At 74.7% G+C, this 26,449-nt stretch carries 20 protein-coding genes, 1 pseudogene and 1 riboswitch; of the genes and pseudogenes, 6 read left to right on the top strand and 15 right to left on the bottom strand.

Going from position 1 to position 26,449, the window contains the following annotated elements:
• Positions 1-140 precede the first annotated feature (140 nt).
• Positions 141-485, top strand: a complete 345-nt coding sequence (locus RM572_RS16785; protein WP_311674167.1) for an SH3 domain-containing protein — start codon at positions 141-143, stop codon at positions 483-485.
• Positions 486-594: 109 nt separating this feature from the next.
• On the opposite strand, the gene RM572_RS16790 is transcribed toward RM572_RS16785, so the two are convergent.
• The 3 genes and pseudogenes from RM572_RS16790 to RM572_RS16800 all read right to left on the bottom strand — a co-directional run bounded on the left by RM572_RS16790 (position 595) and on the right by RM572_RS16800 (position 2,600).
• Positions 595-843, bottom strand: a complete 249-nt coding sequence (locus RM572_RS16790; RefSeq protein WP_311674168.1) for an SCO4226 family nickel-binding protein — start codon at positions 841-843, stop codon at positions 595-597.
• Between the two features lie 99 nt (positions 844-942).
• A pseudogene (locus RM572_RS16795) lies at positions 943-2,184 on the bottom strand (RNA polymerase sigma factor).
• Positions 2,181-2,600, bottom strand: a complete 420-nt coding sequence (locus tag RM572_RS16800) for a YciI family protein (protein ID WP_311674169.1) — start codon at positions 2,598-2,600, stop codon at positions 2,181-2,183. Before RM572_RS16800 ends, RM572_RS16795 begins: the two are co-directional and overlap by 4 nt.
• 734 nt (positions 2,601-3,334) lie before the next feature.
• Positions 3,335-3,516: riboswitch (cyclic di-AMP (ydaO/yuaA leader) on the top strand.
• A gap of 4 nt (positions 3,517-3,520) precedes the next feature.
• Here RM572_RS16800 and RM572_RS16805 point away from each other — a divergent pair.
• Positions 3,521-4,282: a transglycosylase SLT domain-containing protein gene (locus RM572_RS16805; protein WP_311674170.1), complete on the top strand. Its 762-nt coding sequence runs from the start codon at positions 3,521-3,523 to the stop codon at positions 4,280-4,282.
• A gap of 132 nt (positions 4,283-4,414) precedes the next feature.
• Here the strand turns inward: RM572_RS16805 and RM572_RS16810 are convergent, their stop codons facing one another.
• From RM572_RS16810 to RM572_RS16830, 5 genes are all read right to left on the bottom strand, one after another.
• The gene (locus RM572_RS16810) at positions 4,415-5,629 is read right to left on the bottom strand and encodes an XdhC family protein (RefSeq protein ID WP_311674171.1); all 1,215 of its coding nucleotides are present in this window, start codon (positions 5,627-5,629) and stop codon (positions 4,415-4,417) included.
• A 57-nt stretch (positions 5,630-5,686) separates the two neighbouring features.
• Entirely contained in the window at positions 5,687-7,168 is a 1,482-nt protein-coding gene (locus RM572_RS16815; protein WP_311674172.1) for an NCS2 family permease, read from the bottom strand.
• A 788-nt stretch (positions 7,169-7,956) separates the two neighbouring features.
• Entirely contained in the window at positions 7,957-10,359 is a 2,403-nt protein-coding gene (gene pucD / locus RM572_RS16820; protein ID WP_311674173.1) for a xanthine dehydrogenase subunit D, read from the bottom strand.
• A 5-nt stretch (positions 10,360-10,364) separates the two neighbouring features.
• Positions 10,365-10,979 carry a (2Fe-2S)-binding protein gene (locus tag RM572_RS16825; RefSeq protein ID WP_311674174.1) on the bottom strand — a complete coding sequence of 205 codons (615 nt, stop codon included), beginning with the start codon at positions 10,977-10,979 and terminating at the stop codon, positions 10,365-10,367.
• Positions 10,970-11,869, bottom strand: a complete 900-nt coding sequence (locus RM572_RS16830) for an FAD binding domain-containing protein (protein ID WP_311674175.1) — start codon at positions 11,867-11,869, stop codon at positions 10,970-10,972. Before RM572_RS16830 ends, RM572_RS16825 begins: the two co-directional genes overlap by 10 nt.
• Before the next feature lie 253 nt (positions 11,870-12,122).
• Between RM572_RS16830 and RM572_RS16835 the strand changes: the two genes are divergently transcribed.
• Together RM572_RS16835 and RM572_RS16840 are read left to right on the top strand one after the other, a co-directional pair.
• The gene (locus tag RM572_RS16835) at positions 12,123-13,829 is read left to right on the top strand and encodes a PucR family transcriptional regulator (protein WP_311674176.1); all 1,707 of its coding nucleotides are present in this window, start codon (positions 12,123-12,125) and stop codon (positions 13,827-13,829) included.
• A 59-nt stretch (positions 13,830-13,888) separates the two neighbouring features.
• Positions 13,889-14,260 carry an iron chaperone gene (locus RM572_RS16840; RefSeq protein ID WP_311674177.1) on the top strand — a complete coding sequence of 124 codons (372 nt, stop codon included), beginning with the start codon at positions 13,889-13,891 and terminating at the stop codon, positions 14,258-14,260.
• A gap of 1 nt (position 14,261) precedes the next feature.
• On the opposite strand, the gene RM572_RS16845 is transcribed toward RM572_RS16840, so the two are convergent.
• On the bottom strand, positions 14,262-14,960 hold the full coding sequence (locus RM572_RS16845) for a sigma-70 family RNA polymerase sigma factor (protein ID WP_311674178.1): 699 nt from the start codon (positions 14,958-14,960) through the stop codon (positions 14,262-14,264).
• 123 nt (positions 14,961-15,083) lie between these two features.
• Between RM572_RS16845 and RM572_RS16850 the strand changes: the two genes are divergently transcribed.
• Together RM572_RS16850 and RM572_RS16855 are read left to right on the top strand one after the other, a co-directional pair.
• Positions 15,084-16,097, top strand: a complete 1,014-nt coding sequence (locus RM572_RS16850) for a MerR family transcriptional regulator (RefSeq protein WP_311674179.1) — start codon at positions 15,084-15,086, stop codon at positions 16,095-16,097.
• Between the two features lie 534 nt (positions 16,098-16,631).
• Positions 16,632-17,906: a glycoside hydrolase family 26 protein gene (locus RM572_RS16855; protein ID WP_311674180.1), complete on the top strand. Its 1,275-nt coding sequence runs from the start codon at positions 16,632-16,634 to the stop codon at positions 17,904-17,906.
• A 68-nt stretch (positions 17,907-17,974) separates the two neighbouring features.
• Here the strand turns inward: RM572_RS16855 and RM572_RS16860 are convergent, their stop codons facing one another.
• The 6 genes from RM572_RS16860 to RM572_RS16885 form a co-directional block, all read right to left on the bottom strand.
• On the bottom strand, positions 17,975-19,195 hold the full coding sequence (locus tag RM572_RS16860; RefSeq protein ID WP_311674181.1) for a GNAT family N-acetyltransferase: 1,221 nt from the start codon (positions 19,193-19,195) through the stop codon (positions 17,975-17,977).
• Positions 19,192-20,196: a YveK family protein gene (locus RM572_RS16865; protein ID WP_311674182.1), complete on the bottom strand. Its 1,005-nt coding sequence runs from the start codon at positions 20,194-20,196 to the stop codon at positions 19,192-19,194. The genes RM572_RS16860 and RM572_RS16865 overlap by 4 nt, the downstream gene beginning before the upstream one ends.
• An 847-nt stretch (positions 20,197-21,043) precedes the next feature.
• A complete protein-coding gene (locus RM572_RS16870; protein WP_311674183.1) occupies positions 21,044-22,312 on the bottom strand; it encodes a glycosyltransferase in 1,269 nt (422 codons plus the stop codon).
• On the bottom strand, positions 22,309-23,169 hold the full coding sequence (locus tag RM572_RS16875) for a polysaccharide deacetylase family protein (RefSeq protein ID WP_394813621.1): 861 nt from the start codon (positions 23,167-23,169) through the stop codon (positions 22,309-22,311). Before RM572_RS16875 ends, RM572_RS16870 begins: the two co-directional genes overlap by 4 nt.
• Entirely contained in the window at positions 23,159-25,030 is a 1,872-nt protein-coding gene (locus RM572_RS16880) for a lipid II flippase MurJ (RefSeq protein WP_394813622.1), read from the bottom strand. The genes RM572_RS16875 and RM572_RS16880 overlap by 11 nt, the downstream gene beginning before the upstream one ends.
• Positions 25,027-26,448 carry an O-antigen ligase family protein gene (locus tag RM572_RS16885; protein WP_394813623.1) on the bottom strand — a complete coding sequence of 474 codons (1,422 nt, stop codon included), beginning with the start codon at positions 26,446-26,448 and terminating at the stop codon, positions 25,027-25,029. The genes RM572_RS16880 and RM572_RS16885 overlap by 4 nt, the downstream gene beginning before the upstream one ends.
• Position 26,449: the final 1 nt, after the last annotated feature.

Raw genomic sequence — 26,449 nt, forward strand, 5'->3', positions numbered from 1 at the left:
GCGCCACGACCCGCCGTGCCCGTCGCGGTATCCGGACAGGCCGAACGGATGTGCCCCGCCCTCTTCTCGCATGTCCTTTCCGGACGCCCACGGAGATCTGGTGCAATTCCTCTCTCGTGCGCCCAGAAAGGACTTCTCACATGAGGATCGGAACGCGCATCAAGCCCGCAGCTCGCGCAGGTGTCGTGGCGGCAGCCGTCATCGGCAGCCTGGCGGCGACGGTCGCTCCCGCGGGGGCGGCTCCCGCCCGGCCCTACGGCACGGTGGTCACTCCGGCGGGGCTCAGCATCCGCGAATACCCCAGCACCGACTCCTCCGTCACCGGCGGCCTCGGCTACCGGGCACAGGTGGGACTGCGGTGCAAGGTCCGCGCGCAGAACATCGACGGCAACACGCTCTGGTACCAGCTGCGCAGCAGCGGCGACTGGGTCACCGCACGGTACGTCGACAACACCGGGTTCGTGCCCTACTGCAAGGACGTGTAACGCGGCGGCTCGACAGGACCCGAGGCACCCGCCGCTCGCAGCCCGGGCGGCGCGTGCCGTCTGCGTAGCGCCGACGGCAGCACGTCGTCCGACGCCGTCGGCACGGCGCTCAGACGGTGAGCGGCACCTCGTGGATGTGGGCGGCGGGGTGGCCGGTGCGTTCGTGGACGCGTTGCACGGCCTCGCGGGACGGGGCTTCGGACAGGCAGTAGACGACGCCGGACTCCGGGTCGGCCCAGGCGCGCTCGAAGTGCACGTTCTCCTCACCTTCGATGGCCAGGTCGGCCGCGTGGGCTTCCCTGAGTTCGTCTGCGGTGATGCCCTTCATCCCCTCGTGGACGTCCATGTAGCGGGCCATCGTGATGCACCTCCGGGGGTGGTTCCCCCCTGCGTGGGGTCGTCTCCATTCTCCTCCCGGGCGGCGGTCCGTCGCCAGCCCGCCGGGGGGCCGGCCCGATCACGCCAGACGGGCGGCGCGTACGAGCAGGTAGCGCCGCTCGGGGTCGCTCAGCGTCCGGCGTGCGGCCTCGCGGTAGGCCGCACGCGCGGCCTCGCGGTCGCCGGCCATGTCCAGCAGGTGGCCGCGGGCGGCGGCGAGACGGTGGCCGCGGGCCAGGTACGGGTCGTCGCGGAGCGTGTCCAGCAGTGCGAGGCCGAACTCGGGCCCGCGCACCATGGCGACCGCGACGGCGTGGTTGAGCCGGACGACCGGGCTGGGCCAGGTGCGGTCGAGTACGTCGTAGAGGGCGAGGATCTGCGGCCAGTCGGTGGTGTCGGCGTCGGCGGCCTCGTCGTGGAGGGCCGCGATGGCGGCCTGCACCTGGTAGGGGCCGGGGCGGGTGTGCCGCAGGGCGTACTCGACCAGCGCGGTGCCCTCCTCGATCTGCGCCGTGTCCCAGCGGGCCCGGTCCTGCTCGGCCAGCGGCACCAGCTCGCCGGAGGGACCCGTGCGGGCGGCGCGGCGGGCGTCGGTGAGCAGCATCAGCGCGAGCAGCCCGGCGACCTCGCCGTCCTCGGGGAGCAGGCTGCGCAGCAGCCGGGTGAGGCGGACGGCCTCGGCGGCGAGGTCGTCGCGCAGCAGTTCCGTCCCGGAGGAGGCGGTGTAGCCCTCGTTGAAGATCAGGTAGAGGACCTGGAGGACGACGGCGAGCCGGTCCTGCCGCTCCTCCTCGGGCGGGGTGCGGAAGTGGGCGCCGGAGGCCCTGATCCGCTGCTTGGCGCGGTTGATCCGCTGCGCCATGGTCGCCTCGGGCACCAGGTGGGCGCGGGCGATCTCCGCCGTGGTGAGGCCGCCGACGGCGCGGAGGGTCAGGGCGACCTGCGCGGACGGTGTGAGCTCCGGGTGGCAGCACAGGAAGAGCAGGCTGAGCGTGTCGTCGTCGGACGGGGCGGCGTCCTCACCGGGTGGCGGGACGACGAGCGCGTCCGGCGGGGCCAGGGCGGCGTCCGCCTCCTCGCGGCGGCGGCGTGCGGAGTCGCTGCGGAGCTGGTCGGTGAGGCGGCGGGAGGCGACGCGGATGAGCCAGCCGCGCGGGTTCTCGGGCCGGCCCTCGGCCGGCCACTGCACGGCGGCGGCGAGCAGCGCCTCCTAGACGGCGTCCTCGGCTGCGTCGAAGTGGCCGTAGCGGCGGACCAGCGCGCCGAGGACCTGCGGCGCGTGGCGGCGCAGCAGGTCCTCGATGCGGGGGTCGGTGGTCACGCCTGGTCCGGCGGCCCGTCCGGGACGGGGCGGACGACGACCGCCGGCTCCGGGTCGGAGCCCTCCGGAACGGGGCAGGAGTAGGCACGGGCGGCGATCTCGTAGGCGCGCTCCGGGGTCTCCACGTCCACGATCCAGTAGCCCGCGAGCACCTCCTTGGTCTCGCCGAAGGGCCCGTCGGAGACCACGGGGCGGCCGTCCTTGTCTGCGGTGACCAGACGGGTCTGGGACGGCTCCGCCAGTCCCTGGGCGTCGACCCATTCACCGGACGCGACGAGGTCCTGGTTGAGCTTCTCCATGTGCTGGAACATGGCCTTGAGCTCGGACTCCGACCAGGCGGGGGCTCCCGGGGAGGGGTTTCCGCTCATGGCGTCGTAGTACTTCTGGGCTGACATCAGCATCAGCATGTACTTCATGGTCTGACTCCTTCGTCGGGGGCTCCCCTGCGGGTGCCTCTCACCGGAGACGTCGGAGCGGTGCGGCGTGTCTCGACGTCGCGGGGGAAGAAATCCCGGAAGAACTTCGGGCACCGCTCTCGACCGGATCACGGCCCGGTCACGGGCCCATTATCGCGGCCCGGCGCCCACCGCGCCCGGTAACACGCGGTTTCCCCGGAGCGAGCGGTACCCCAGCCCACGGCCACTGCGACCGCCGTCCTGCACAGGTCGCGCGCGAGGGCGGGACGCACGGGCGGAAGGGCGTCGCGCGTGCGTCACCGTGGACGGAGGTGACAGGCAAAACAGGCAAGTCCGACATGCACCCTCTCCACGCTTCCCTCGCACGACCAACACCGCTCCACGGCAGGAGAGCTGGAAATAGGTGGATATAAGGAACACCCCAAGTCCCTTGTGGCGGGACTCACATCGCGCCATGGCCGATCTTGGGAACCGGGACGCCCCAGGATGCGTCGCGCGGCCAAATCGCCTGCGGTGCCTGACGATTAGGAAATCCCGGGGATTCACCGCTCTCACGCTCGGAAAATGCTTCATCGCAAAGCGTCGAGGAACACCGGCCGGTAAAGATCGCAGACGCGAAGGTCACCTTTTCCCGCAGCTTGTCTCCGCCGAATCGGCTGTGGTCCTATGTGCTCGCTTCCGCACGTCATGGCGGAGGTTCCCGCGCCGGGACGCCGAATCCTGCCGACCGGCACCAGGGAAAAGCGCAGTAGTCAGCAACGGCAGGAGCGGGGGAACCAGGTAAGCGCCGCGCCGCACGACGGCCGGCTTGGGGTGAAGCCATGCCTCATCGCGCCCCCACGCGACGGGACATGGCCGGGCAACTCTTCTCGCCCGAATCCGACAGCTCACCTCGCAGGCGTAGGAGAGGATTCACCACCATGTCCCGTGGCCGTCACCGCCGCCCGCGTCATCTGTTCAACGCCCGCAAGGTCTCCCGCCTTTCCGTCGCGCTCGCCGCCGGCGGCGCCGTCGCCGCGCCGATCGCCGCAGCGGGCACCGCCCAGGCCGCCCCCGCCTCCGCGCCGGCCGCCGCCAACGTGAAGACCGTCAAGGCCGGCGCCAAGGCGGAGCAGACCGCCGCCGCCGAGAGCTACACCGTCGCCTCCGGCGACACCCTCTTCAAGATCGCCAACGCGCACGACGTGAAGGGCGGCTGGCAGACCGTCTACGAGGCCAACAAGGAGACGGTCGGCGGGAACCCGGACCTGATCCACCCCGGTCAGGAGCTGACCCTCGAGGCCGCGTCGGCCCAGAAGGGCGGCGAGGCCCAGCAGTCCTCCACCGAGACCTCCGGCGAGTCGGCCGACCAGGCCACCTACCCGGACAACCTGGACGGCTGGATCCGCGAGGCGCTGGCCATCATGGAGCAGGAGGGCATCCCGGGCTCCTACGACGGCATCCACCGCAACATCATCCGTGAGTCCGGCGGTGACCCGAGCGCCATCAACAACTGGGACATCAACGCCCAGAACGGCACGCCGTCCATCGGCCTGCTCCAGGTCATCAAGCCCACCTTCGACGCCTACCACGTCGAGGGCACGGCCTACGACCAGTACGACCCGGTCGCCAACATCGTCGCCGCCTGCAACTACGCGGCCGACCGCTACGGCAGCATCGACAACGTCAACGGCCCCTACTGAGCCTGACGTTCGAGGGTCACTCGACGGCCGCCTCCCACCGGCGTGCAGGTGGGAGGCGGCTTTCGTCGTGCCCGGGGGCGGCGCGCGGCAGCGGTCGGGAGCCGTCGCGGCAGCCGGGCTGCGCCGCCGAGTTCAGGCGACGGAGCCGATCGGCCGGGCCCCGCCGCGGGCCCCGGGACCATCGTGGTGGATCGGGGTGTGGGCCCCGGTCAGCGGCAGCCCGGAGCCGCCGCGGCGGCTGGCGACGATCTCCGCGGCGATGGACACCGCCGTCTCCTCGGGTGTGCGCGCGCCCAGGTCCAGGCCGATGGGCGAGCACAGCCGGGCGAGTTCGAGTTCGGTGACGCCCGCCGCGCGCAGCCGGGCGAGACGGTCCTCGTGGGTGCGGCGCGAGCCCATCGCCCCCACGTAGGCGACCGGCAGCCGCAGGGCACGCTCCAGCAGCGGGATGTCGAACTTGGCGTCGTGGGTGAGGACGCACACCACCGTGCGGGCGTCGACCTCGGTGGCGTCCAGGTAGTCGTGCGGCCAGTCGACGACCACCTCGTCCGCGTCCGGGAAGCGCGCCGCCGTGGCGAACACCGGACGGGCGTCGCAGACCGTGACGCGGTAGCCGAGGAACCTCCCCGCCCGGACCAGCGCCGCGGCGAAGTCGATCGCGCCGAACACCAGCATGCGCGGCGCCGGCACGCTCGACTCCACCAGCAGGGTGAGGGGTGCGCCGCAGCGGCTCCCCTCCGCCCCGATGCCGAGGGTGGCGGTGCGCCCGGCGTCCAGCAGGGCGCGCGCCTCGGCGGCGGCCGTACGGTCCAGGCCGGGGTGCCCGCCGAGGGTTCCCGCGGCACCGGACGCGCCGTCGCCGTGACCGGGCCCCTGACCGTCGCCGTGACCCTCACCGCTGTCGTCGTCCGGGCGGACGAGAAGCGCCCGCCCCAGGAGCTCCGGCGGACCGGCCACCACACGGGCGAGGGCCGCGGAGCCGCCGCGCGTCGCCGCGGCCGCGGCCGCCGCGTACGTCTCCCGCCACGGCGCGTCCGCGCGCACCGGCACGACCAGCACGTCGATGACGCCGCCGCAGGTCAGACCCACGGCGAAGGCGTCGTCGTCGCTGTAGCCGAAGCGCTCCGTGACGGGCCGGCCGTCCCGGAGCGCCTCGGCGCACAGCTCGTAGACCGCGCCCTCGACGCAGCCGCCGGACACGCTGCCGACCGCGGTGCCCCCGGCGTCCACGGCGAGCGCCGCGCCGGGCTGCCGGGGCGCGCTGCCGCTGACGGCCACCACCGTGGCCACGGCGAAGTCGCGGCCCTCCTCGCACCACTGGTGCAGTTCGGCGGCGATGTCCAGCACGGGGGAACCTCCAGGGTCGGTGCGGTGCGGTGCGGTGGGGCGGTGCGTCCGCTCCGGCTACTTCACTCCGAGCCAGGCCTCGATGGGCCCGAGCGAGAAGTAGACGAAGAAGACCAGTGCCAGTACCCACATCAGCCATCCCGGCTCCCGCCACCGGCCCTGCACGGCGCGGATCAGCACGTAGGAGATGACGCCCGCGGCGATACCGGCGGTGATGGAGTAGGTGAACGGCATCAGGACGGTGGTGAGGAACACCGGGACGGACGTCGCCGGGTCGTTCCAGTCGATGTGCTTGGCGTTCGTCATCATCATCGAGCCGATGACGACCAGCGCGGCGGCGGCCACCTGTGTCGGGATCACCTGGGCGAGCGGCGTGAAGAACAGGCACAGGGTGAAGGCCAGGCCGGTGACGACGCTGGCGAACCCGGTGCGTGCGCCGTCGCCGACGCCCGCCGTCGACTCCACGAACACCGTCTGACCGGAGGCGCCCGCGACGCCGCCGACGATGCCGCCGGCGCCGTCGATCGCCAGGGCCTTGCTGAGGCCGGGCATCTTGCCATCCCGGTCGGCGAGGTCGGCCTGCTGGCCGATCCCGATGATCGTGCCCATGGCGTCAAAGAACCCGGCCAGCACGAGGGTGAAGACGATCACGCCCACGGTGATCGTGCCGACGTCGGCCATGCCGGTGAAGGAGACCTGGCCGAACAGGCCGAAGTCCGGTGCGCTGACGATCGACCCGGTCAGTTCCGGGGCGTTCAGCCCGCCCCAGTCCTGCACGGACAGGCCGGCCACGGCGTGCACCAGCGCGGCGAAGAGGGTGCCGCCGACGATGCCGATGAGGATCGCGCCGGGCACCCGCCGCACGTGGAGCAGGAAGATCAGCAGCAGCGTCACCGCGAAGCACAGCACCGGCCAGCCGGTGAGCTGGTCCTGGACGCCGAGCTGGATCGGCTTCGCCCCGGCGACACCGCCGGGACCGCCCATGCTCGTCACGAACCCGGCCTGGACCAGGCCGATCAGCGCCACGAACAGGCCGATGCCCATGGTGATGGCGTGCTTCATCGCCAGCGGGATCGCGTTCATGATCAGCTCCCGCAGGCCGGTGACGACCAGCAGGATGATCACGGCGCCGTAGATGACGCACATGGCGAACGCGTTCCCCCACGTCATCTCCGGCGCGACCTGGAAGGCCACGACGGCGGAGACGCTGAGTCCCGCGGCCAGCGCGAGGGGGACGTTGCCGAGGATGCCCATCGCCAGCGTCGTCGCCGCGGCGGCGAACGCGGTGGCGGTGGTGAGCTGGGCGGGGTCGAGCCGGGCACCCGTGGCGTCCGGAACGGACAGGATCACGGGGTTGAGGAGGATGATGTACGCCATCGCCATGAAGGTGGTGACGCCGCCGCGCACCTCACGGGCGAGCGTGGATCCTCTGTCGGACATGTGGAAGTACCGGTCGAGCCAGGACCGTCCTGCCGGGGGGCGGGAGCCGTTCCCCGCCTCCTCGGGCGAGGTCGTGGGCTCCACGTGCGACTGGGTCATCTTGTGCCTTCTCCCAAGGTTCACAGGGGCACCCGCCCCGGCGCGTCGTGACGCGCCGTCGTTCGGCGGGATTTGGGATATGCACGACGCGGGGGACGGCCCTCGCCGCGTTCTGTGGGGGTGTGCCGGGCACGGTTCCGCTCGCGCGGGCCGCGCCGACGTGGGGCCACGCCGGCAGAGGTGCTCCGGAGAACCGGTGCACCCTGCGGGCTGCCCCCGGACAGCAGGGCCGCGGTGCGGTCGGCACCGCCGGGCTCCACCGTGTGCGGCCGGTCGTCGCAGCGACGGGAGCGAGCGTCCCGCCGCGGCGCGGCCCGGCCGGGCACCGGGACCGATGGCCCCCGGCGCGTCGGCCGTACGGAGGGTGACACCGTGCGGTCGCGGTGCAGTCGGCACCGTCCGGCACGGTCGGGCCCCGCAGCGGCGGCAGACCGCCGCCGCGGCGGGAACGAGGTTGCTGCCGGGGTCCGGCCGGTCCGGGAGCCGGAGCCGGTGACCTCCGGCGCGTCGGGACGACGGCGCCGTTCCGTGGTGGCGGTGCGGTCGGCACCGTGGGGACCGGCCGCAGCGGCTGGCCGCCGTCGCGGCGGGAGCGGATCGCCCGGAGCGGACGGGCGGTCCGCCCGCCGGCCGAGGCCTGCCCGGCACCGCCGGCACCGCCCGCAGAGCCGGTCGCCGTCGCGGCGGCGGGGCATGCCACCGCGAGGACGAGGCACCACGACGGTGAGGGTTCGGCGGAATGCGCGTGCACGGCGACCACCACGTTCGGCTCGTTCCGGCTGTGCCGGCTACGTGCCCGTGAGGTGCTCGGGACGGACCGGCACCCGGTTGAGCGCCAGGCCCGTCGCGGCACGGATCGCGGACAGGACGGCGGGCGTGGAGGACAGGGTCGGCGCCTCTCCCACGCCCCGCAGGCCGTACGGCGCGTGCTCGTCGGCCAGTTCCAGCACGTCGACGGGGATGGTCGGCGTGTCGAGGATCGTCGGGATCAGGTAGTCCGTGAAGGAGGGGTTGCGGACCTTGCCGTCCTCCCCCACCACGATCTCCTCCATCACCGCGAGGCCCAGACCCTGCGTCGTACCGCCCTGGATCTGGCCGATCACGGACTGCGGGTTGAGCGCCTTGCCGACGTCCTGCGCGCAGGCCAGCTCCACGACCTTGACCAGACCGAGTTCGGTGTCGACCTCGACCACCGCGCGGTGCGCGGCGAACGAGTACTGGACGTGGCCGAAGCCCTGCCCGGTGCGCAGGTCGAACGGTTCGGTCGGCCGGTGGCGCCACTCGCTCTCGATGTCGACGGCCTCGTCCTCCAGGACGTCCGTGAGCGGGGCGAGCACCTCGCCGCCGTCGGTGACGACCTTGCCGCCCTCCAGCAGCAGTTCGGCCGTGGCCCACGCCGGGTGGTAGGTGCCGAACTTGGCACGGCCGATCTCCAGGACCTTCTCCCGGACCAGCTCACAGGTGTTCTTCACCGCGCCGCCGGTCACGTACGTCTGGCGGGACGCGGACGTGGAGCCGGCGGAGCCCACCTGCGTGTCGGCAGGGTGGATGGTGACGTCGGTGACGCCCAGCTCGGTGCGGGCGATCTGCGCGTGCACGGTGACGCCGCCCTGCCCGACCTCGGCCATCGCGGTGTGCACCATGGCCACCGGCTTGCCGCCGACGACCTCCAGCCGCACCCGGGCGGTGGAGTAGTCGTCGAAGCCCTCGGAGAAGCCGACGTTCTTGATGCCGACCGCGTAGCCGACGCCGCGCACCACGCCTTCGCCGTGGGTGGTGTTGGACAGGCCGCCGGGCAGCGCCCGTACGTCGACGCCGGTGCCGGCGACGGCGCCGGTGCCCTCCGCGGACTCCCACTGCCGCTCGGGGGGCAGCGGCATGGACTTCACGCGGCGCAGGATCTCCGCGACGGGCGCCGGGGAGTCGACCTCCTGCCCGGTGGGCATGACGGTGCCCTGCGACATGGCGTTGAGCTGCCGGAACTCGACGGCGTCCATGCCGAGTTCGGCGGCCAGCTTGTCCATCTGCGCCTCGTAGGCGAAGCACGCCTGGACCGCGCCGAAGCCGCGCATCGCGCCGCACGGCGGGTTGTTGGTGTAGAGGGCGATCGCCTCGATGTCGACGTCGTCGACGACGTAGGGGCCGACCGAGAGGGACGAGGCGTTGCCGACGACGGCCGGGGAGGCGGAGGCGTAGGCGCCGCCGTCCAGCACGATCCGGCACTTCATGTGCGTGATCCGGCCGTCCCGGGTGGCGCCGTGCTCGTACCAGAGCTTCGCCGGGTGGCGGTGGACGTGGCCGAAGAACGACTCGAACCGGTTGTAGACGATCTTGACGGGCTTGCCGGTGCGCAGCGCCAGCAGGCAGGCGTGGATCTGCATGGACAGGTCCTCGCGGCCGCCGAACGCACCGCCGACACCGGACAGCGTCATGCGGACCCTGTCCTCCGGCAGCCCCAGCACGGGGGCGATCTGCCGCAGGTCGGAGTGCAGCCACTGGGTGGCGATGTAGAGGTCGACGCCGCCGTCCTCGGCGGGCACGGCGAGGCCGGACTCCGGGCCGAGGAAGGCCTGGTCCTGCATGCCGACCTCGTAGGTGCCGGAGACGATCACGTCGGCGCGGGCCCGGGCCGCCTCGGCGTCGCCGCGCACGATGGGCTGGCGGTGCACGATGTTGGGGTGCGGCACGTGCGAGGCGTGGTGGTCGTCCCGGCCGGGGTGCAGCAGCGGGGCGTCCTCGGCGGTGGCGCTCGCCTCGTCGTGGACGACGGGCAGCGGCGCGTAGTCCACGACGATCTTCGCCGCCGCGCGGCGCGCCGTCTCCGGGTGGTCGGCGGCGACGAGCGCGACCGGCTCGCCGTGGTGCCGGACCCTCCCGTGCGCGAGGACGGGGGTGTCCTGGATCTCCAGGCCGTAGTTCTTCACCTCGGTGGGGAGGTCGTCGTAGGTGAGGACGGCGTACACGCCGGCCTGCTTCCAAGCCTCGGAGGTGTCGATGGAGCGGATCTCGGCGTGCGCGTGCGGGCTGCGCAGGGTGAAGCCCCACAGCATGTCCTCGTGCCACATGTCCGAGGAGTAGGCGAACTCGCCGGTGACCTTCAGCGTGCCGTCGGGGCGGAGGGTGGACTCGCCGATGCCGCCCCGGGTCTGGCTGCCCTGGCTCAGGGAGGTGGGAGTGCGTGTGACGCCCATGGTGGTCAGGCCCCCGTTCCCGCGGTCTGGGTCTCCTCGCGGGCGGCCGCGAGACGGACCGCGTCGAGGATCTTCTCGTAACCCGTGCAGCGGCACAGGTTGCCGGACAGCGCCTCGCGGATGTCCGCGTCGGACGGCTCCGGGTTGCGCTCGATCAGTTCGTCGGCGGCGACGAGCAGACCGGGTGTGCAGAAGCCGCACTGCACGGCGCCGGCGTCGATGAACGCCTGCTGCACCGTGGAGAGTTCGGCTGCCTCACCGGTCTGCGAGTCGGCCGGGCGGGCCTCCCAGCGCTGCGCCGCGTCCACCGAGGTGCCGGTGCTCTTCGCGTCGCCGCAGGCGCCGGAGGCGCAGCCTCCGGCCGCGCGCTGCCGGGCGTAGTCCGCCAGGCCCTCGACGGTGACCACATCGCGGCCCTCGACCTGGCCAGCGGCGACCAGGCAGGCGCACACCGGGTCGCCGTCCAGGCGGACCGTGCAGGAGCCGCACTCGCCCTGCTCGCAGGCGTTCTTGGAACCGGGCAGGCCCATCCGCTCACGCAGCACGTAGAGCAGCGACTCGCCCTCCCAGACGTCGTCGGCCTCGTAGGGGCGGCCGTTGACCGTGAAATTCACGCGCACTGTGCGCCTCCTTCGGTGGTGCTGCGGCCCGCGCGGTAGGACTCCCAGGTCCAGCCGAGGGTGCGGCGGGCCATGACGCCGACCGCGTGCCGGCGGTACTTGGCGCTGCCGCGTACGTCGTCGATGGGGTTGCAGGCGCCGGAGGCCAGCTCGGCGAACTGCCGGGCGACCGAGGGGGTGATCCGGGCGCCGCTGTCCCAGAACCCGCCCTCCTCCAGGGCGGCGTTCAGGAAGTCCTCCGCTTCACGGGCGCGGACCGGGGTCGGCGCGGCCGATCCGATGCCGGTGCGGACCGTGCGGGTCTCCGGGTGCAGGGCCAGGCCGAAGGCGCAGACCGCGATGACCATGGCGTTCCGGGTGCCGACCTTGGAGAACTGCTGCGGGCCGTCCGCCTTCTTGATGTGCACGGCACGGATCAGCTCGTCGTCGGCAAGGGCGTTCCGCTTCACGCCGGTGAAGAACTCCTCCACCGGGATGCGGCGCGTGCCGCGCACGGACTCGGCCTCCACCTCCGCTCCGGCGGCCAGCAGGGCGGGGTGGGAGTCTCCGGCCGGAGAGGCCGCGCCCAGGTTGCCGCCGACGCTGCCGCGGTTGCGGATCTGGGGAGACCCGACGGTGTGGCCGGCCAGCGCCAGGCCGGGGAGTTCGGCGCGCAGGTGCTCGATGATGCGGGTGTAGGACACGGACGCTCCGAGACGTACCGTGTCCTCGCCGACCTCCCACTCGTACAGGTCGGCGATGCGGTTGAGGTCGAGCAGGTGCTCGGGCCGGCGGTGGTCGAAGTTCAGCTCGACCATCACGTCCGTGCCGCCCGCGATGGGTACAGCTGTCGGGTGCTCGGCCTTCGCGGCGAGCGCCTCCTCCCAGCTGGCGGGGCGCAGGAACTCCATGGGTGTCTCTTCTCAGGTCGCTTGCGCGGCTGTGGCGGACCGGCTCCGGGAGCGGGGGCCGGAGCGGTTCATCTTGCGTTCATCTGGTGTGTGACCCAGTACACCGACGCGCGGCGGGAGCGGTGCAGTCACCGAAACCATGAACCGACTGGCTGGCCGACGACGCCCTCTTGTAGATTCGAACAAGACCCGGGCGCAGCTCAGCGCACGGTGATCACGGCAGTACTCATCGCGACGAACGGCGGGCGACGACATGCGGCTGCGCGCACTCCTGGAGACCGAGTCGCTCGGGCTGCGGCTGCTGTGCGGCGACGACGAGCTCGACCGCACGGTGCGCGGCGTCATGACCACCGACCTGCGCGACCCCAGCCGGTACCTCGCGGGCGGCGAGCTGGTGCTGACCGGCCTGGCCTGGCGGCACTCCGCCGAGGACTCCGAGCCCTTCGCGCGCCTCCTCACCGGGGCGGGCGTCGCCGGACTCGCGGCCGGTGAGGCCGAGCTGGGCTCGGTGCCGGACGACCTGGTCGCGGCCTGCGCACGGCACCGGCTGCCGCTGTTCGCCGTCGACGAGGACGTCGCCTTCGCGACGATCACCGAGCACGTGGTGCGGCAGGTGTCCGCGGGGCGGGCCGGGGACCTCGCCGCCGTGGTCGACCGGCACCGCCGGCTGATGTCCTCCGGACCGGCGGGCGGCGGCCCGGACGCGGTGCTGGAACTGCTCGTCTCCGACCTGGACCTGCGGGCGTGGGTGCTGGCCTCGACGGGGCGTCAGGTCGCGGGCTCCTCCCCCGGCGAGGCACTGCGGCTGCCGTCCGCGGTGCGGGCCCGGCTGGCCGGCGAGCACCTCGCCGCGGTCCGGGCCGGGCGCCGCGGGCCGCACCGGGTGCGGGTGGACGGCGTCGTGTACGCGCTGTTCCGGGTGGGCGGCGGCGCGGACGCCCCGGGCGGGGCCCCGGCCGACCCGCGGCGCACGGTGCTCTCCGACTGGCTGCTTGCGGTGGAGGCCGACACCGGCGACTGGCCGGCCGAACGGCTCGACCTGCTGCACGGCGTCACCCAGCTCATCGCCGTGGAGCGCGAACGCCGGGACGCGGCGCGGACCGTACGGCGGCGGCTGGCGCAGGAGGTCCTGGAGCTGGTGCTCTCCGGCGCGCCGCCCGCGGAGATCGCCGCGCGGCTGCGGCTGACCGCGCCGGTGCTGCTGCCGGGGCTGGGCAGCGCTCCGCGCTGGCAGGTCGTCACCGCCGCCGTGGACTGGTCCGGGGAGGGCGCCGACGCCCTCGAGGGCGGGCCGGTGGCGCAGACGCTCCTGGAGGAACTGCTGGTCGACGTGGAGACGCCGGGGGGCGAGGCCGCGGACCGGATCGCCGTCGCGCACACCGGCGACGAGGCGGTGGCGCTGGTGCCGCTGCCCGCCCCTGCGGGCGACGAGCCGGGCGAGGGGGGTGCGGCAGCGGCGGCGCCCGAGCTGGAGGCGGACGCCCTCTGCGCGGCGGTACGGGCACCGATGGAGCGCGGTCTCGCCGACGACGGGCGGCTCACCCTCGGCGTGAGCGCGGCGGTGCACTCGGCGGAGGGGCTGCGCGGGGCGCTGGAGGAGGCGCGCCACGCGCGGCGCGTCGCCGCGGCGCGGCCCGGCGCGGTGTGCGCGGCGGGCCACGCGGAGCTGGCCTCGCACGTCCTGCTGCTGCCGTTCGTGCCGGACGACGTGCGGCGCGCGTTCACGGCGCGCCTGCTGGACCCGTTGCGGGAGTACGACCGGCGGCACCGGGCGGAGCTGGTTCCGACACTGGACGCCTTCCTCTCCGCCGACGGCTCCTGGACGCGGTGCGCGTCCCGGCTCCACCTGCACGTCAACACCCTGCGGTACCGGGTGGGCCGCATCGAGCAGCTGACCGGCCGCGACCTCAGCCGCCTCGAGGACAAGCTCGACTTCTTCCTCGCCCTCCGCATGAGCTGACGCCCGGGGGCGGCCGCGCGTCTGCCGGATCCCGCCTCCCGGCCTGCCAGACTGGCGCCATGAGCGAGCCCGGGACGATCGACGCGTACCTTGAGGGCTTCACCGGGCAGGCCCGCGCACTGCTCGAGCAGCTGCGCGCCCTGGCACGTGAGGCCGTGCCGGAGGCGGACGAGGCCGTCAAGTGGCGCCATCCGGCGTGGGTGCATCCGTCGGGAACGATCCTGTTCATGATCAGCGGCCACGCGCAGCATGCGAACGTCGCGTTCACGCCCAGCACCCGCGAAGCCTTCGCCGCCGAACTCACCGGTTTCGGAACCGGCAAGGGGACGGTCAGGCTCCCTTACGGCGACCCGGTGCCGTCCGCCCTCCTCCGCCGCATGATCGCGTACCGCGTCCGCGAGCACGAGGACGACGGCGTGCTGTGGAGGTGAGTCAGGTGGTGGTGAGGCTCCGGCGGAGGCGGTGCAGACCGCGGCGGGTGTGACTCTTCACCGTGCCGAGCGCCAGGCCCGTCCGCTCGGCGATCTGCACCTGCGTCAGGTCGTCGTAGAAGGCGAGGCACAGCACCCGTCGCTGAGGGGCCGGCAGCGTGGCCAGTTCGTGCGCCACGAGGACGCGGTCCAGCACGGCGTCCGCCTCCGCGGGAACGCGTCCGTCCGCCGCCGGGGCCTGACGCGCGGCGGCCTTGTCGTAGAGGTCCCGGCGCCGGGTGCGTGCGGAGAGCGCGTCGGCGATCTTGCGGCGGGTGATCCCGACGAGCCACCCGGCCAGCGACCCCCGCTCCGGCCGGTAGCCGTGCCTGCCGCGCCACGCGGCGAGGAACACCTGCTGGGTGACGTCCTCCGCCTCGTCGCGGTCTCCCAGAGCGCGCGAGGCGAGGGTGAAGACGAGGGCGGACCAGCGCCGGTGGACGGCCGCGAGGGCGAGTTCGTCGCCGCGCACGAACGCCGCGGCGAGTTCCGTGTCGGCACGGGCTTCGTCGGCCACGGCTTCGTCGGCACGGGCTTCTTCGGCGAGGGACTCCCGGGCCGCGAGGGTCCGGTCGTCGTCGTGCTGTGCTGCCGTACGGCCGTCCGCCCCGGACGCCAACCGGATACCGGGGCCCACGACGCGCAGGGGGCTGACCTTCATGGGCTTTCCTCCCGCCGAGCGCTGCGCCGGCCGTGACGACCGGTACGACCGAGTCTTGGCGAACGATGCATCCCGGACAACTTGCATTGATTCTGCGTCGTCTCGGCGACGTATCGTGGGCGCATGGACGCGTCCCGCCCGGAGCACACCGCAGGGCTGACCACGGGTGCGGTGGCCCGGCGGATCGGAGTGTCGCCGACCACCCTGCGCTCGTGGGACCGGCGCTACGGCCTGGGCCCGTCCCTCCGGGAACAGGGCAGACACCGCAGGTGGACGCCGGGCGACATCGCCGTGCTGGAGGAGATGTGCCGGCTGACCTCGGCGGGCGTCCCGCCCGCCGAGGCGGCGAAGGCGGCGCTCGGCGCGACCGGGCCGTCCGCACCGGTCGGCGCCGAAACGATGCAGGATGCGGAGAAGGCGCCCGCGCCGCCGACCGGTGGCGGCGGCCTGCCGCTGGGCGACGTACGCCAGGAGTGCCGCGGCCTGGCGCGTGCGGCCGTACGGCTGGACGCCACGGCGGTCCAGGCGGGGCTGACGACGGCGATCGGCGAGTACGGCCTGGTGTCGGCGTGGGAGGAGGTCATGATGCCCGCGCTGCGCGCCGTCGGCCTCAAGTGGTCGAGCTCCGGGGACCGGTACGTGGAGGTGGAGCACCTGCTGTCGTGGCACGTGTCGGCGACGCTGCGGGCGGCGGCGGCCGCCGCGCCCGGAGACGTCCCGGGCACGGCCCCCGCCCGGCACGGGAGGAGCGGCCGCGGCGGACCCGTGGTGCTGGCCTGCGTGCCGGGCGAGCTGCACGCGCTGCCGCTGGAGGCGCTGGCCGCGGGCCTGGCCCGGCGCGGGCTCCCGGTGCTGATGTTCGGCGCCGCGGTGCCCGTGCCGGCGCTGGAGGAGGCCGTGCGACGGGCCGGGCCGTCGGCGGTGGTCCTGTGGGCGCAGACGTCGTCGGCGGCGGACTGGCCGCTGGCCCGGCACGTCGGCGCGATGGGGTGGGGTGTGCGGGGAGCGCGCCGCCGCCCGGCCGTGGTCGCCGCCGGGCCGGGCTGGGCGTCACCCCACCTGCCGCTGCCCGGAGCCCACCGGCCCCACGGCCTGCGCGACGCGCTGTCCCTGCTGGAGAACCTGTCTGCCGCGTAGCAGCCGGACGGTCAGCCCGGACGGCGGTGTGCACGGTGGTGGCCGTGAGGAGCCGGGGCGAACGGATGCACGTTCGGACCAGGCCGCGCGGCAGGTAGCGCCTCCGGACGCCGTCCCGGCGGCTGACGCGGGCGACCTGAGAGGCAGTCACCCGCGTCCGCACACCGCCGCCGTCGCTCTTCCCGCACCTGGTCCCCGCAGGCTGCCGGGGCGTCAGAAACCGCTGTGTGCGGCGCTTCAGCGCAGGTCGTCGGGGTGCGCGGACCCGGTCTCTTCGCCATGCCCACGGCAGTCCGTCACCTCGTCAGTTCCGCGTCACGGCACGGGCTTCGGCCTGCCCCGCCCCCACCGGGGGACACCCCTGAGGGCGGCGGCCCTCTCCGGGGGCGCGGGCCTGAGCAGCACTGCGCCGTGCGGGGGACCACGTCCCCGTTCGGTCCATCAGCGCGCATTCCAGTACGTCATATGACGATCCCTCTGATTACGGTCACTGTGAGGCACAACCATCGGGGCACCCCCCGGATTGGAGTCACCATGTCCCACCGACGGCTGGTGCTCACGGGCACCTGCATCGGAGCGGTCACCGCAGGGCTGCTGGTCGCCACGACGACCACCACCCCGGAGAACGCCCCGCGCGACGCGCAGGCACTCAGCGCCGTGCAGAGACCCCCCGACCAGGCCCCGGCGGGAGGACCCGCGCCCGTGGGCGGAGGGAGCGCCGGCCGGGCGGACCCCGGGGACGACGAGCCGGGCGAGGAGGAGGACGGTCTCGACCTGCCGGACTTCGGGGCCTTCCTCGGATCCGGACCGGAGGGCGTCCGCCGCATCGAGAAGATGGAGAAGTGGCTGGACGGGCGCGAGCCCACCGTCGGCCACACCTATCTTCCGGGCGACCTCTGGGTGAACATCGAGGGCAAGCGCCGGTTCCTCGAGCCCTGGGCGGAGTGGACGCGGGAGAAGGACGACCGCATGTTCGTCCTCAACGTCCCGATGCTGGAGCGGAACGAGGGCGACCTGCCCGACGAGGCCGTCGACCACCTGCTCCGGGCCGGCGCACGCGGCCACTTCGACCACCACTTCCGCCGGCTCGGCGAACGGCTGGTGGACCTCGGTGTCGAGGAGACGGTCGTCGTCCTCGGCTGGGAGATGAACGGCACCACCTACACCAGCCGCTGCGCACCGAACCCCGAGGCGTGGAAGACGTACTGGCGCAACATCGTCTCGGCCATGCGGTCCGTACCCGGCCAGGACTTCGAGTTCGACTTCGCCCCTGCGCGCGGTGAGGACGCCATCCCGTGGACGCAGTGCTACCCGGGCGACCGGTACGTGGACATCATCGGCATGGACTCCTACGACCAGCCCCCCGGCACCAGCTTCCGGGAGCAGGTGAACCAGCCGTACGGGCTGAAGAAGCAGGTCGAGTTCGCCAGGGAGCACGACAAGGAGATCTCCTACCCCGAGTGGGGGCTCTTCCGCGACGGCGACAACCCGGAGTACATGCGGAAGATGCTGGAGTGGATCCGCCGCCACGACCCCGAGTACCACACCATCACGGACTACTGCCCGCACGGGGTGATGCAGTGCGGGACCAACCCGGAGGCCTCGGACGTGTTCCGTGAGCTGATGACGGACGTCGCCGAACTGCCGGACCCGTTCCCCACGCCGCCCACGGAACCGGAGCAGGAGCCGGACGTCCCCTGGTGGAAGCCGGAGCCCGTCGAGTTCTGCGTCGACCTCGGCGACTGGATCCAGGACCTGCTGGACACGGAGCCGCTGTGCTTCAAGTTCGACGGGGACCTGGGGCTGTAGCCGCCGTACCCCGCCCCGCCGCCGGCACGGCGGCGGGGCGGGATGCCGGGCGGGGGCCCGGCGTGACGTCAGTTCCGCTCCCCCGCCCGGACGCCGCGCAGCACGGCGCGGACACCGCCGCTGCGCGCCTCGTCCAGCCGGGACCGCCACTCCAGCAGCGCGGGCACCCGTTCGCGTGCCTCCCGCACGGCCGCCGCGCGCGCGGTGCGCAGCCCCGCGTACGCGGCGAGCACCGGGCGCAGCTCGCGACGGGCCATCAGCAACCGCTGGTTGCCGACCTCGACCGGTCGCCAGCGCAGCTTGTACGGCTCCGCGCCCCGCAGCATGCTGAACGTGCTGCGGCCGGTGGCCGCCGTGTGCCGGGCGCTCTCGCGCAGCAGCATCGACGTGATGTCGGTCTTCGCCCGCAGCTCCGGGTGGACGCCGTCCAGGTAGCCGCCCGCCAGATCGGCCGACAGCAGGGTCATGTCGGAGGCCATCACCTCGCCCCCGACCAGGTACTCGCAGATCCGGGCGTGGCCGGTGCGGGCCATCCGGGAGACGGCACGCGTCAGGTGCTCCGCGAAGCGGGGCCGCACGTGTTCCGGCGTCACTCCGCGGCCCTCCCACTGCAGTCCGTGCAGCCGGATCATGGTGGCGACCGCGGTGGGCACCTTCTCCACCGGGACGTCACGGTGCTCGACGCCCAGCGCGTCGAGCTTACGGAGCTTGGCCCGGCGCCGTTTGGCGCTGGTCGCCGGCATGCGACGGAACAGTTCCTCGATGGGCACACCGGGCAGGTCCAGGCACACCGAGTCGCGCCGGTGCCGCCGTGGCCCCTCCCACTGCGCGAACAGCCGTTCCGCCGCCGCGCCCGGCCGCACCTCGCGCAGGTCGAGCACGGCGCCGCGCATGGCCCGGTGCAGGCCGCGCACGAGCGCCGTGGTCACCTCCGCGACGTGACCGGCGTCCACCAGCACGTCGAAGAAGTCGGAGATGTGGCCGCCGAGCGGCACCAGGACCGGAAAGGGCCGGTGCGCCAGCATCAGCGGCGCCGCGCCGACCAGCACGCCGCCGCGCCGCACGAGCACCAGCCGCAGGCGGCCGGGCGTGCCGTAGGACAGCCACCACGAGTGCAGCCAGGCGTGGGTCTGGAACGGCGTGGCGGTGGGGCACCGTTCGAACAGCGCGTCCCATTCCGGTGCCAGGCGGGCGAACTGCTCGGGGTCCCGGCACAGCGTCACCGCGATGCCGGTGCCGCCGCCGGACGCCGTGCGGGCCCGGATGGGGGCGGGGGTGATCGCCGTCATCGCACGGTCTCCTCTCCGTCGGGCGCCGCCGCGTCGCGGCGCGGGCGTACCAGCAGCACGAGCGCGCCGACCAGCACGCCCGCCGAGCCGCCGACGGCGGTGGCCAGCACCGGCGACGGGCTGCTCGCCTCGCGCGGGGCGCGGGCCCGGGAGAACGCGGTGAGTTCCACGCCGGTGTCCTTCGCGGACTCCCCGGCGACGTCGGCCAGCGAACGGGCGACCGCGTTGGCCATCTCCGCCGCCTCGCCCGCGCTGGGCGCACTGCCGGTGATCTCGATCATCGGCGCGTCCGGAGAGGTCACCGCCTCCACACCGTCCTGGAGCGCCGCGACGGGCACCCCGCCGTCCTGCTGGGCCTTCGCGAGCACGGCCGTGTCGGTGGCGATCCGGCCGTACGCCTGCGCGAAACCGAGGGCGGTCACCGGGTCGCCCCCCTTGCCCGGCACGACCGCGACGTAGCTGGTCGCGGTGTACCGGGCGGGCGACAGCGCGCCGTACGCGGCGCCGGCGAGCACCCCGGCGAGCACGCACGCGGCGGCGGGCGCCGCCCCGCGGGGCCGCCGCCGCCAGGTGCGGCGCGCCCGCTGGGCACCCGCACCGGTGGCGCGCCGGACGGCGGGCCACACGCGGGGCGCCTTCGCCGTGTCCGTCGAGGCCGCTTCACCGGCCCCCTCCTCGGAGCGCGCCGGCCGGGACGGCCGATCGGCCCGGGGGGCGAGGTGCGTCGTGCAGGCCGCCTCCTCGGTGCGCCCGACGGTGGCGCCGCCGTTCCCGCCGCGGCGGGGCACCGCCGACCGCCGCTGAGCGCTCGCCCTGGCCACGTGCGCGGCGAGCAGCCCACCCGTCCCGCCGCCGGGACCCGCGTCCGGCACGTCGGACCGTCCGGTAGCGCCCGTCGCCCTCCTCTCAGGCGAATTGGGCGCCACGGTGCCCGGCAGTGCCGCCTTGGCGAGGATCGCCTTCACGGGGAGGCCGGCGGCGGACACCTTCCCGACGCCCACCAGCGCAGCTTCCGTCCGGGGAGCCGCCGGTTCCGTCGGGACGACGGTGCCGGTGGTTGAGGCCGCCTCACCCGACGCACCCGCCCCGGCGGTGCGGGAAGCCGTCGGCGCCCGCCCCGCGGCGGAGCCGCCACTCCCTTCAGGCGCGGCGCCCGTGTCGGCGGACCGTGCACGGGACGCGCGGGGCCGACCCGCGGGGGAACCGACGGGGGACGTCCGGGACGCCGCATCGGCAGGCCCCCCGGCACCCTCGCGCGAGCCCGGCCCGGCGGTGCGGGCGCTCGCCGCGGTGCCCTTCCGGGCGGAGGCGCGGTCGGGCGCCGCCGAGGGACGGGCTCCAGAGGACTGCGGCGGCGTCGGCCGGTGCGCCGCCCGCGACGCCACGCCGTCCGGCCCATCGTGAACCTCCCCGACGGCGTCCTCCGCGGCGGCGTCCTTCGCGGCGGAACCGTCCCCCGGCGACGAGCCGTCCGTGCGGGCCCCGGCCCCCGCCGACCGCCGCGCAGCGGCAGGCGTGTCGCCCCGCTGCGACGCAGTCGCAGCGGGGCGGGAGCCCGAGCCCTCGGGCTTCGGAGCGGTGCCGGCCTCCGCCGGGTGACCGTCTGCGGGGGCGGCGGTGTCCCTCTCCGGGCGCGAGTCGGCGTCGGCGGGCTGCGCAGCCCCCTCGAGTGCACCCGCCGGGTCGGCGGGCTGCGGGTCGGGGGTCATGGGAGCGGACGGGTTGCGGGACTGGGGGCGTTGGCGGTGTTCGGCGCGGGGGCGTCGCTTGCGGCCGGGCTGGCGCGCGGCCTTGGGGGCGGTCTCCGTCATGGTGACTCCTCGTGGCGGTCGGGGCGGGCGCGGGCGGTCACGGCGCGCCGCGTCTTCGGTTCACGCCTGCGGCGTGCGGCGGGACGGAGGCGCCGGGGATCCAGGCGGCGAGGCGTCCGGTGTCCGGCCGGGCGGGAGGGGGGACGGGCTCCGCCGGGGCGGTCCCGGTGAGGCCGGCGTACACGCCGGTGAGCCGTTCGGCGGCGCGCGCGATGTCGTAGCGCCGCACGACGGGCGGCACCGGCAGGCGGCCGTGTCCGGCGGCGAGGTGTACGCGGAGGGCCGCAGTGAGGCGTTCCGTCTCCGCGCCGACGCGGTAGGCGCCCGGCGCCTCGGAGCCGGGCACGTCGTCCACGGCGGGACAGGTGACGTGGAGCACCGGCAGCCCCGCCGCCAGCGCCTCCAGCACCGACAGGCCGAACGCCTCCTCCGTGGACGGCGAGACGAACAGGTCCATGGCGGCCAGCAGGTGCGGAAGCGGCGGCAGTCCCGCGGCGACCTCCTCGGCAGCCGTCACCGGGGCGACCGCGCCGCCGCACTCGCCGGGGAGCAGGACGCGGTCCGCCGCACCGAGTGCCCGCGCGAGGTGCAGCAGCCGTGCCCGTTCCGGGCCGTCGCCGACCAGCAGCAGCCGTACGTCCGGCTGCGCCGCGCAGGCGCGGACCAGGCGGTCGTACCGCTTGCCCGGCACCAGGCGGCCCACGCCGCCGACCACCGTCGCGTCGGCGGGGAGCCCGAGGCGGGTCCGTGCGGCGGCACGCGCGGCGGGGTCGTAACGGAACCGGACGGCGTCGATGCCGTTGGGCACCACGTGGATGCGGTCCGCGGGCACGCCCCAGGCGCGGAGCCGGTCGGCGACGGTGACCGACACGGCGACCGTCGCGCCGCCCAGCCGCTCGGTCGCCAGGTACAGGCCGCGCGTGCCCGTGCCGAGGGGGCGGCCCTCGATCGCCGCGTCGCCCAGCGAGTGTTCGGTGGCCACGACGTGCCGCACCCCCGCCATCCGCGCCGCGAGACGCCCGTACACGCAGGCCCGGTAGAGGTGGGTGTGCACCAGGTCGTAGCCGCCGTCGCGGATCAGCCGGACCAGCCGCGGCAGCGCCGCCAGATCGCGGTTGCCCCGCATCCCCAGGTGCCCCACGCGCACGCCGTCGGCGCGCAGGCCGTCGGCGACGGCGCCGGGGTTGGTGAGGGTGACGACGTCGCTGCGGACGGGGAGGTGGCGGAGCATCAGCCGCAGCTGCTGCTCCGCGCCGCCGACGCCGAGGCCGGTGATGACGTGCAGGACCCGCGAGGGCAGGCTCACCGGAGCGTCGCCTCCTCCGGCACCGGCCTGCGGCGCCAGGGGTGCAGGCGGCGCTTGAGGTGCAGGCGCAGCGCGTTGTCCTGCTCGCCGATGTGGACGCGCGGCAGGGCGTGGAGGCCGGTCAGGCGGCCGGGGTCGATGGCGCAGGCGTAGGCGTAGCCGGCTGCGCGCACCGCGTGCACCGCACGGGCGTCCACGGTGCCGTAGGGGTAGCAGAAGCCGGCCGGGGGTCTGCCCGTGAGGCGGGTCAGCAGTTCGCGGCTGCCGGCGGTCTCCTCGTGCAGCCCGGCGTCGTCGAGGGCGGGGAGTTCGCGGTGCAGCATGCCGTGCGAGCCGATCTCCATGCCGGCGCCCACGGCGGCCAGCACGCCCTCGGCGGTGAGCAGCGGCTTGCGCGGGCCCAGCGGGTCCCACACGTTGCTGCCGCCGAGACGGCCGGGCAGCACGAAGACGGTGGCGGTGCAGTCGTGCCGGTGCAGCAGGGGCACGGCCTCGTCGAGGAAGTCCTGGTAGCCGTCGTCGAAGGTGAGGCCGACGAGGTCGCGGCCGCGTCCGGCGGCGCGTTCCCGGAGGAGTTCGGCGATGCCGACGCCGCGCAGACCCCGGGCGGTGAGCCATTCGAGCTGGCGGCGCAGCCGGTGCGGAGAGACGGTGACGTGGTACGGGTCCTCGCTGCTGTCGGCGACGGAGTGGTACATCAGCAGCCAAGGGGCGGCGGACCGGGGCCGTTCGGCGGCCGGAGCACGCTCCGGTGCCGGTGCCGGTGCGGGCGCGGGCGCCGGTGCGGGTGCGGGTGCGGGGGCGGGGGCGGCCGCCCGCGGGCGCGGCCGTGCGGTGTCGGTGGGTTCAGCGGTCATGACGGAGCCTTCGTTCGACGGCGGACACGAGTTGCGGGATCTCCCCCGCCCCGAGGACGTAGCCGGTGACGAGGAAGACGGCGGAGACGACCAGGGCGCCGGCGGAGGCGGCGAGGAGCGCGGGCCCGCACAGCTGCGCCACCGCGCAGCCCGCCGCGGCGGCGAGCGCGGCGGCGGCCAGCAGCCGGACCAGCCCGCCGAGTACGCGGGGCAGGTCGACGGCCACGGCGACGTGCCGGCGGGAGCGGCTGCCGGTACCGGCGAGCAGCAGGATCGCGGTCAGGGTGATGCCGGCGGCGTTGGCGGCGGCGATGCCGTGCGTGCCCCACAGCCGGCTGAGCGCGACGCCGCCGGCGATGGTGACCAGGAGACCGGCGACCATCGTGCACGCCGGGTACCAGGTGGGACGGCCGGTGGAGAAGAAGGGGCGGACGACCGCGCCGACCATGCTGTGGCCGAGGAGTCCGAGGGCGTAGACGCGCATCACGGACGCGGTGGCCTCGGTGTCCTGCGCGCTGAACGCACCGCGCTGGAAGAGGAGTTCGATGATCTGCGGGGCGCAGGCGAAGACGTAGGCGGCACCGAGGAGGACCACGAGCGCGGCGCCCGCCAGGTCGCGTTCCACCCGGCGCCGCACCGTCTCCGCCTCGCCGTCGGCGAGGGCGCGGGCGACCAGCGGGAAGGTGACGGTGCAGATCATCAGGGACAGCGCCATCGGGATCTGCGCCACCTTCTGCGCGTAGTTGAGGTGGGAGATCGCTCCGGCGGGCAGCGAGGAGGCCAGGTAGCGCTCCACCAGCACCTGCGACTGGCGGCCGAGGGTGAACAGCGCGATGGGCAGCAGCACTCCGGCGCCGACCATCATGGTGGCGCGGCCGGTGCCCGGAGCACCCTCGGGCCGCCCTCCGCGGCGCTCCCGGCGCCCGGCTCGGAGCCGGGCCCGGCGTCCGGCCTTTCCGCGCGGCATCACGCGCAGGAAGAACGGCAGTTGGACGAGCACCATCAGCGCGCCTCCGACGGCCACCCCCAGTGCTGCGGCGCGTACACCCCACAGCGCGTGAAGCACCAGCACGGTGGCGACGATGCCCAGGTTGTAGGCGACGTAGATGGCGGCCGGAGGCACGAAGCGGCCGTGTGCGCGCAGACCGGCGCTGAGGTAGCCCGCGGTGCCGAAGGTGAGCAGGGTGACGGCGGTGAGCCGGGTGCACTGCACGGCCAGCTCCGGGTCGGCCAGGCCCGGTGCGAGGGTCCCGACGAGCCCGGGGGCGACGGCCATGAGGAGCCCGGAGGCGCAGGCCAGGGCCAGCAGCAGGCGGGGCAGGGAGCGGGTGAGCAGCGCGCGGACCGGGTCCGGGCCGCCGCCGTCGGCCTCCCCCGCCGCGCGGGCGGCCCGGGTGGCGCGCAGCGCGGCACGGCGGGACAGGGCCAGGCTGAAGGCGGGGATCAGCACCAGTGCCATGGCGTCCTCGATGAGGAGCGTCGCGGCGATCTCCGGGACGGTCCAGGAGACGAGGAACGCGTCGGTGGCGGCTCCGGCCCCGTAGAGGTGAGCGATGGTCTGGTCGCGGACCAGGCCCATCAGAGCTCCGGCGACGGTGAGCGCGGCGGTGGCCGCCGCGGCGCGGGCGATGAACCGGCCCTGCCGGCCACCGTCCGCGACCGCGTCGTCCGACGCGGCGCCGGCTGCCGACGGGACGTCGGGGAGCGAGCGGGTCCCGGGAGGCTCCGGCGCGTCCGGGGGACGTTCGGTGGGGCCGGAGGGCGCGGGGGGTGGTCCGCCGGGCGCCTCACGGCTCGCGCCGTCGCGGAGCGGACGGGCGCCGGGCCCGGTCCCGGTCCCGGTGTGGGCCACTTCGGTCACCGGCGGCCCTCCCCCGGACGCAGGGCCGCCGGAGAGAGCGCCCACCAGGCGGCGATGCCGAAGAGCACGGCGGTCAGCACGGTGGAGGGCCCGCCGATGTCGGCGTAGAGGAAGTCGACGAGCTGCCACACCAGCAGCCCGACGGCGGCCAGCCCGCAGTCCGTGCCGTCCGGTGGCCGGGCCCCGCCGGGGCCACGACGGGCCGCGGAAGGCGGGCGGCGGAGACGCCGGAGCCGCACCAGCGCGCACCCCAGCAGGGCGAGCCAGCTGCCCGCGACGAGCGTCAGCCCGATCAGGCCCTGTTCGCCGAGGATCAGCAGGTACATGTTGTGCGGGGAGAGCAGTGGCTCCCGGTGGAACTCCACGCCCGCGCCCGCGGTGTCGCTTCCGGAGGAGAGGGCGAGGGAGGCGTGCCCGTCGCGGTGGTCGGGGAAGCCCTTGAGCCCGACGCCGGTCGCCGGGTTCTCGCGCCACATGCTCACCGCGGCGGCCCACATGGCGTACCGGTCGGTGACGGACTGGTCGGGACTGCTGGCGACCTGGGTGATGCTGGCCAGCCGCGCGCCGATCATCTCCGTGCCGACGCCGGCGCCACCGACGAGCACCACACCCGCGGCGAGCAGCAGGGTGAGCGTGCGGGCGGCGAGCCGTGCACCGGCCAGGAGCAGCATCACGCCGCCGGCGCAGACGGTGGCGATCCAGGCTCCGCGGCTGAACGACACGGTCAGCGGGACCACGAGGGCCGCCGCGGTGCCCAGCGCGGCGGGACGGAGCCAGCGCGGCGCGGACGGGGGCGGGGCGAGACCGACGGCGAGCAGCAGCAGGAGGCCGTAGGACACGACGGTCGCCATGCCCATCACGTCGAGCGGGCCGAAGGTGCCGACCGCCCGTACCGTGCGGCCCTGGTAGGACGCGCCGGTCGCGGTGAGGTACTGGTGGACGCCGACCGCCCCCTGCACCACGGCCACGGCGACGATCGCGCCCGCCGCGTGGCGCAGGTCCTCGCGGGTGCGCAGCAGCAGCACCACGGCCGCGGGCACCAGCACGAACACCTGGAGGTAGCGGACCAGTCCGAGCAGCGCCTCGGCGGGCTGCGGCGCGGTGGCGGCGGCCACGGCGAACGCGACGGCCGGAGCGGCGAGAACGACCGCGGCCGGTGCGGTCAGCGGGCGGCGGCGTTCGCGCACCAGCGTCACCGCGCACCAGAGGACCAGCAGGGCGGAGGCGACGTCGGCCGGTGCGACATGGGTGGTCGCGGCGGTGTCGGCCGGCCCCCCGGGAACGCACAGCAGCAGCACGGTGGCCGCCACCGGCAGCACCCGGACGTACCGCGACCGCCCGGCGAACCGGAGCGCCACGGCTGCCGGGACGCGGGGGGAGACCGCCGCGGTCGCCGTCGCGGGATGCCCGGTGGTCACC

The sequence above is a fragment of the Streptomyces hazeniae genome (assembly GCF_031845485.1).
GTDB classification, from domain to species: domain Bacteria; phylum Actinomycetota; class Actinomycetes; order Streptomycetales; family Streptomycetaceae; genus Streptomyces; species Streptomyces hazeniae.

What these genes read in the sequence shown, in the direction of transcription:
- RM572_RS16785 (WP_311674167.1), top strand. Translation starts at nt 141, where the DNA reads ATGAGGATCGGAACGCGCATCAAGCCCGCAGCTCGCGCAGGTGTCGTG.
- RM572_RS16790 (WP_311674168.1), bottom strand. Translation starts at nt 843, where the DNA reads ATGGCCCGCTACATGGACGTCCACGAGGGGATGAAGGGCATCACCGCA.
- RM572_RS16800 (WP_311674169.1), bottom strand. Translation starts at nt 2,600, where the DNA reads ATGAAGTACATGCTGATGCTGATGTCAGCCCAGAAGTACTACGACGCC.
- RM572_RS16805 (WP_311674170.1), top strand. Translation starts at nt 3,521, where the DNA reads ATGTCCCGTGGCCGTCACCGCCGCCCGCGTCATCTGTTCAACGCCCGC.
- RM572_RS16815 (WP_311674172.1), bottom strand. Translation starts at nt 7,168, where the DNA reads ATGACCCAGTCGCACGTGGAGCCCACGACCTCGCCCGAGGAGGCGGGG.
- pucD (WP_311674173.1), bottom strand. Translation starts at nt 10,359, where the DNA reads ATGGGCGTCACACGCACTCCCACCTCCCTGAGCCAGGGCAGCCAGACC.
- RM572_RS16830 (WP_311674175.1), bottom strand. Translation starts at nt 11,869, where the DNA reads ATGGAGTTCCTGCGCCCCGCCAGCTGGGAGGAGGCGCTCGCCGCGAAG.
- RM572_RS16835 (WP_311674176.1), top strand. Translation starts at nt 12,123, where the DNA reads ATGCGGCTGCGCGCACTCCTGGAGACCGAGTCGCTCGGGCTGCGGCTG.
- RM572_RS16840 (WP_311674177.1), top strand. Translation starts at nt 13,889, where the DNA reads ATGAGCGAGCCCGGGACGATCGACGCGTACCTTGAGGGCTTCACCGGG.
- RM572_RS16845 (WP_311674178.1), bottom strand. Translation starts at nt 14,960, where the DNA reads ATGAAGGTCAGCCCCCTGCGCGTCGTGGGCCCCGGTATCCGGTTGGCG.
- RM572_RS16850 (WP_311674179.1), top strand. Translation starts at nt 15,084, where the DNA reads ATGGACGCGTCCCGCCCGGAGCACACCGCAGGGCTGACCACGGGTGCG.
- RM572_RS16855 (WP_311674180.1), top strand. Translation starts at nt 16,632, where the DNA reads ATGTCCCACCGACGGCTGGTGCTCACGGGCACCTGCATCGGAGCGGTC.
- RM572_RS16860 (WP_311674181.1), bottom strand. Translation starts at nt 19,195, where the DNA reads ATGACGGCGATCACCCCCGCCCCCATCCGGGCCCGCACGGCGTCCGGC.
- RM572_RS16875 (WP_394813621.1), bottom strand. Translation starts at nt 23,169, where the DNA reads ATGACCGCTGAACCCACCGACACCGCACGGCCGCGCCCGCGGGCGGCC.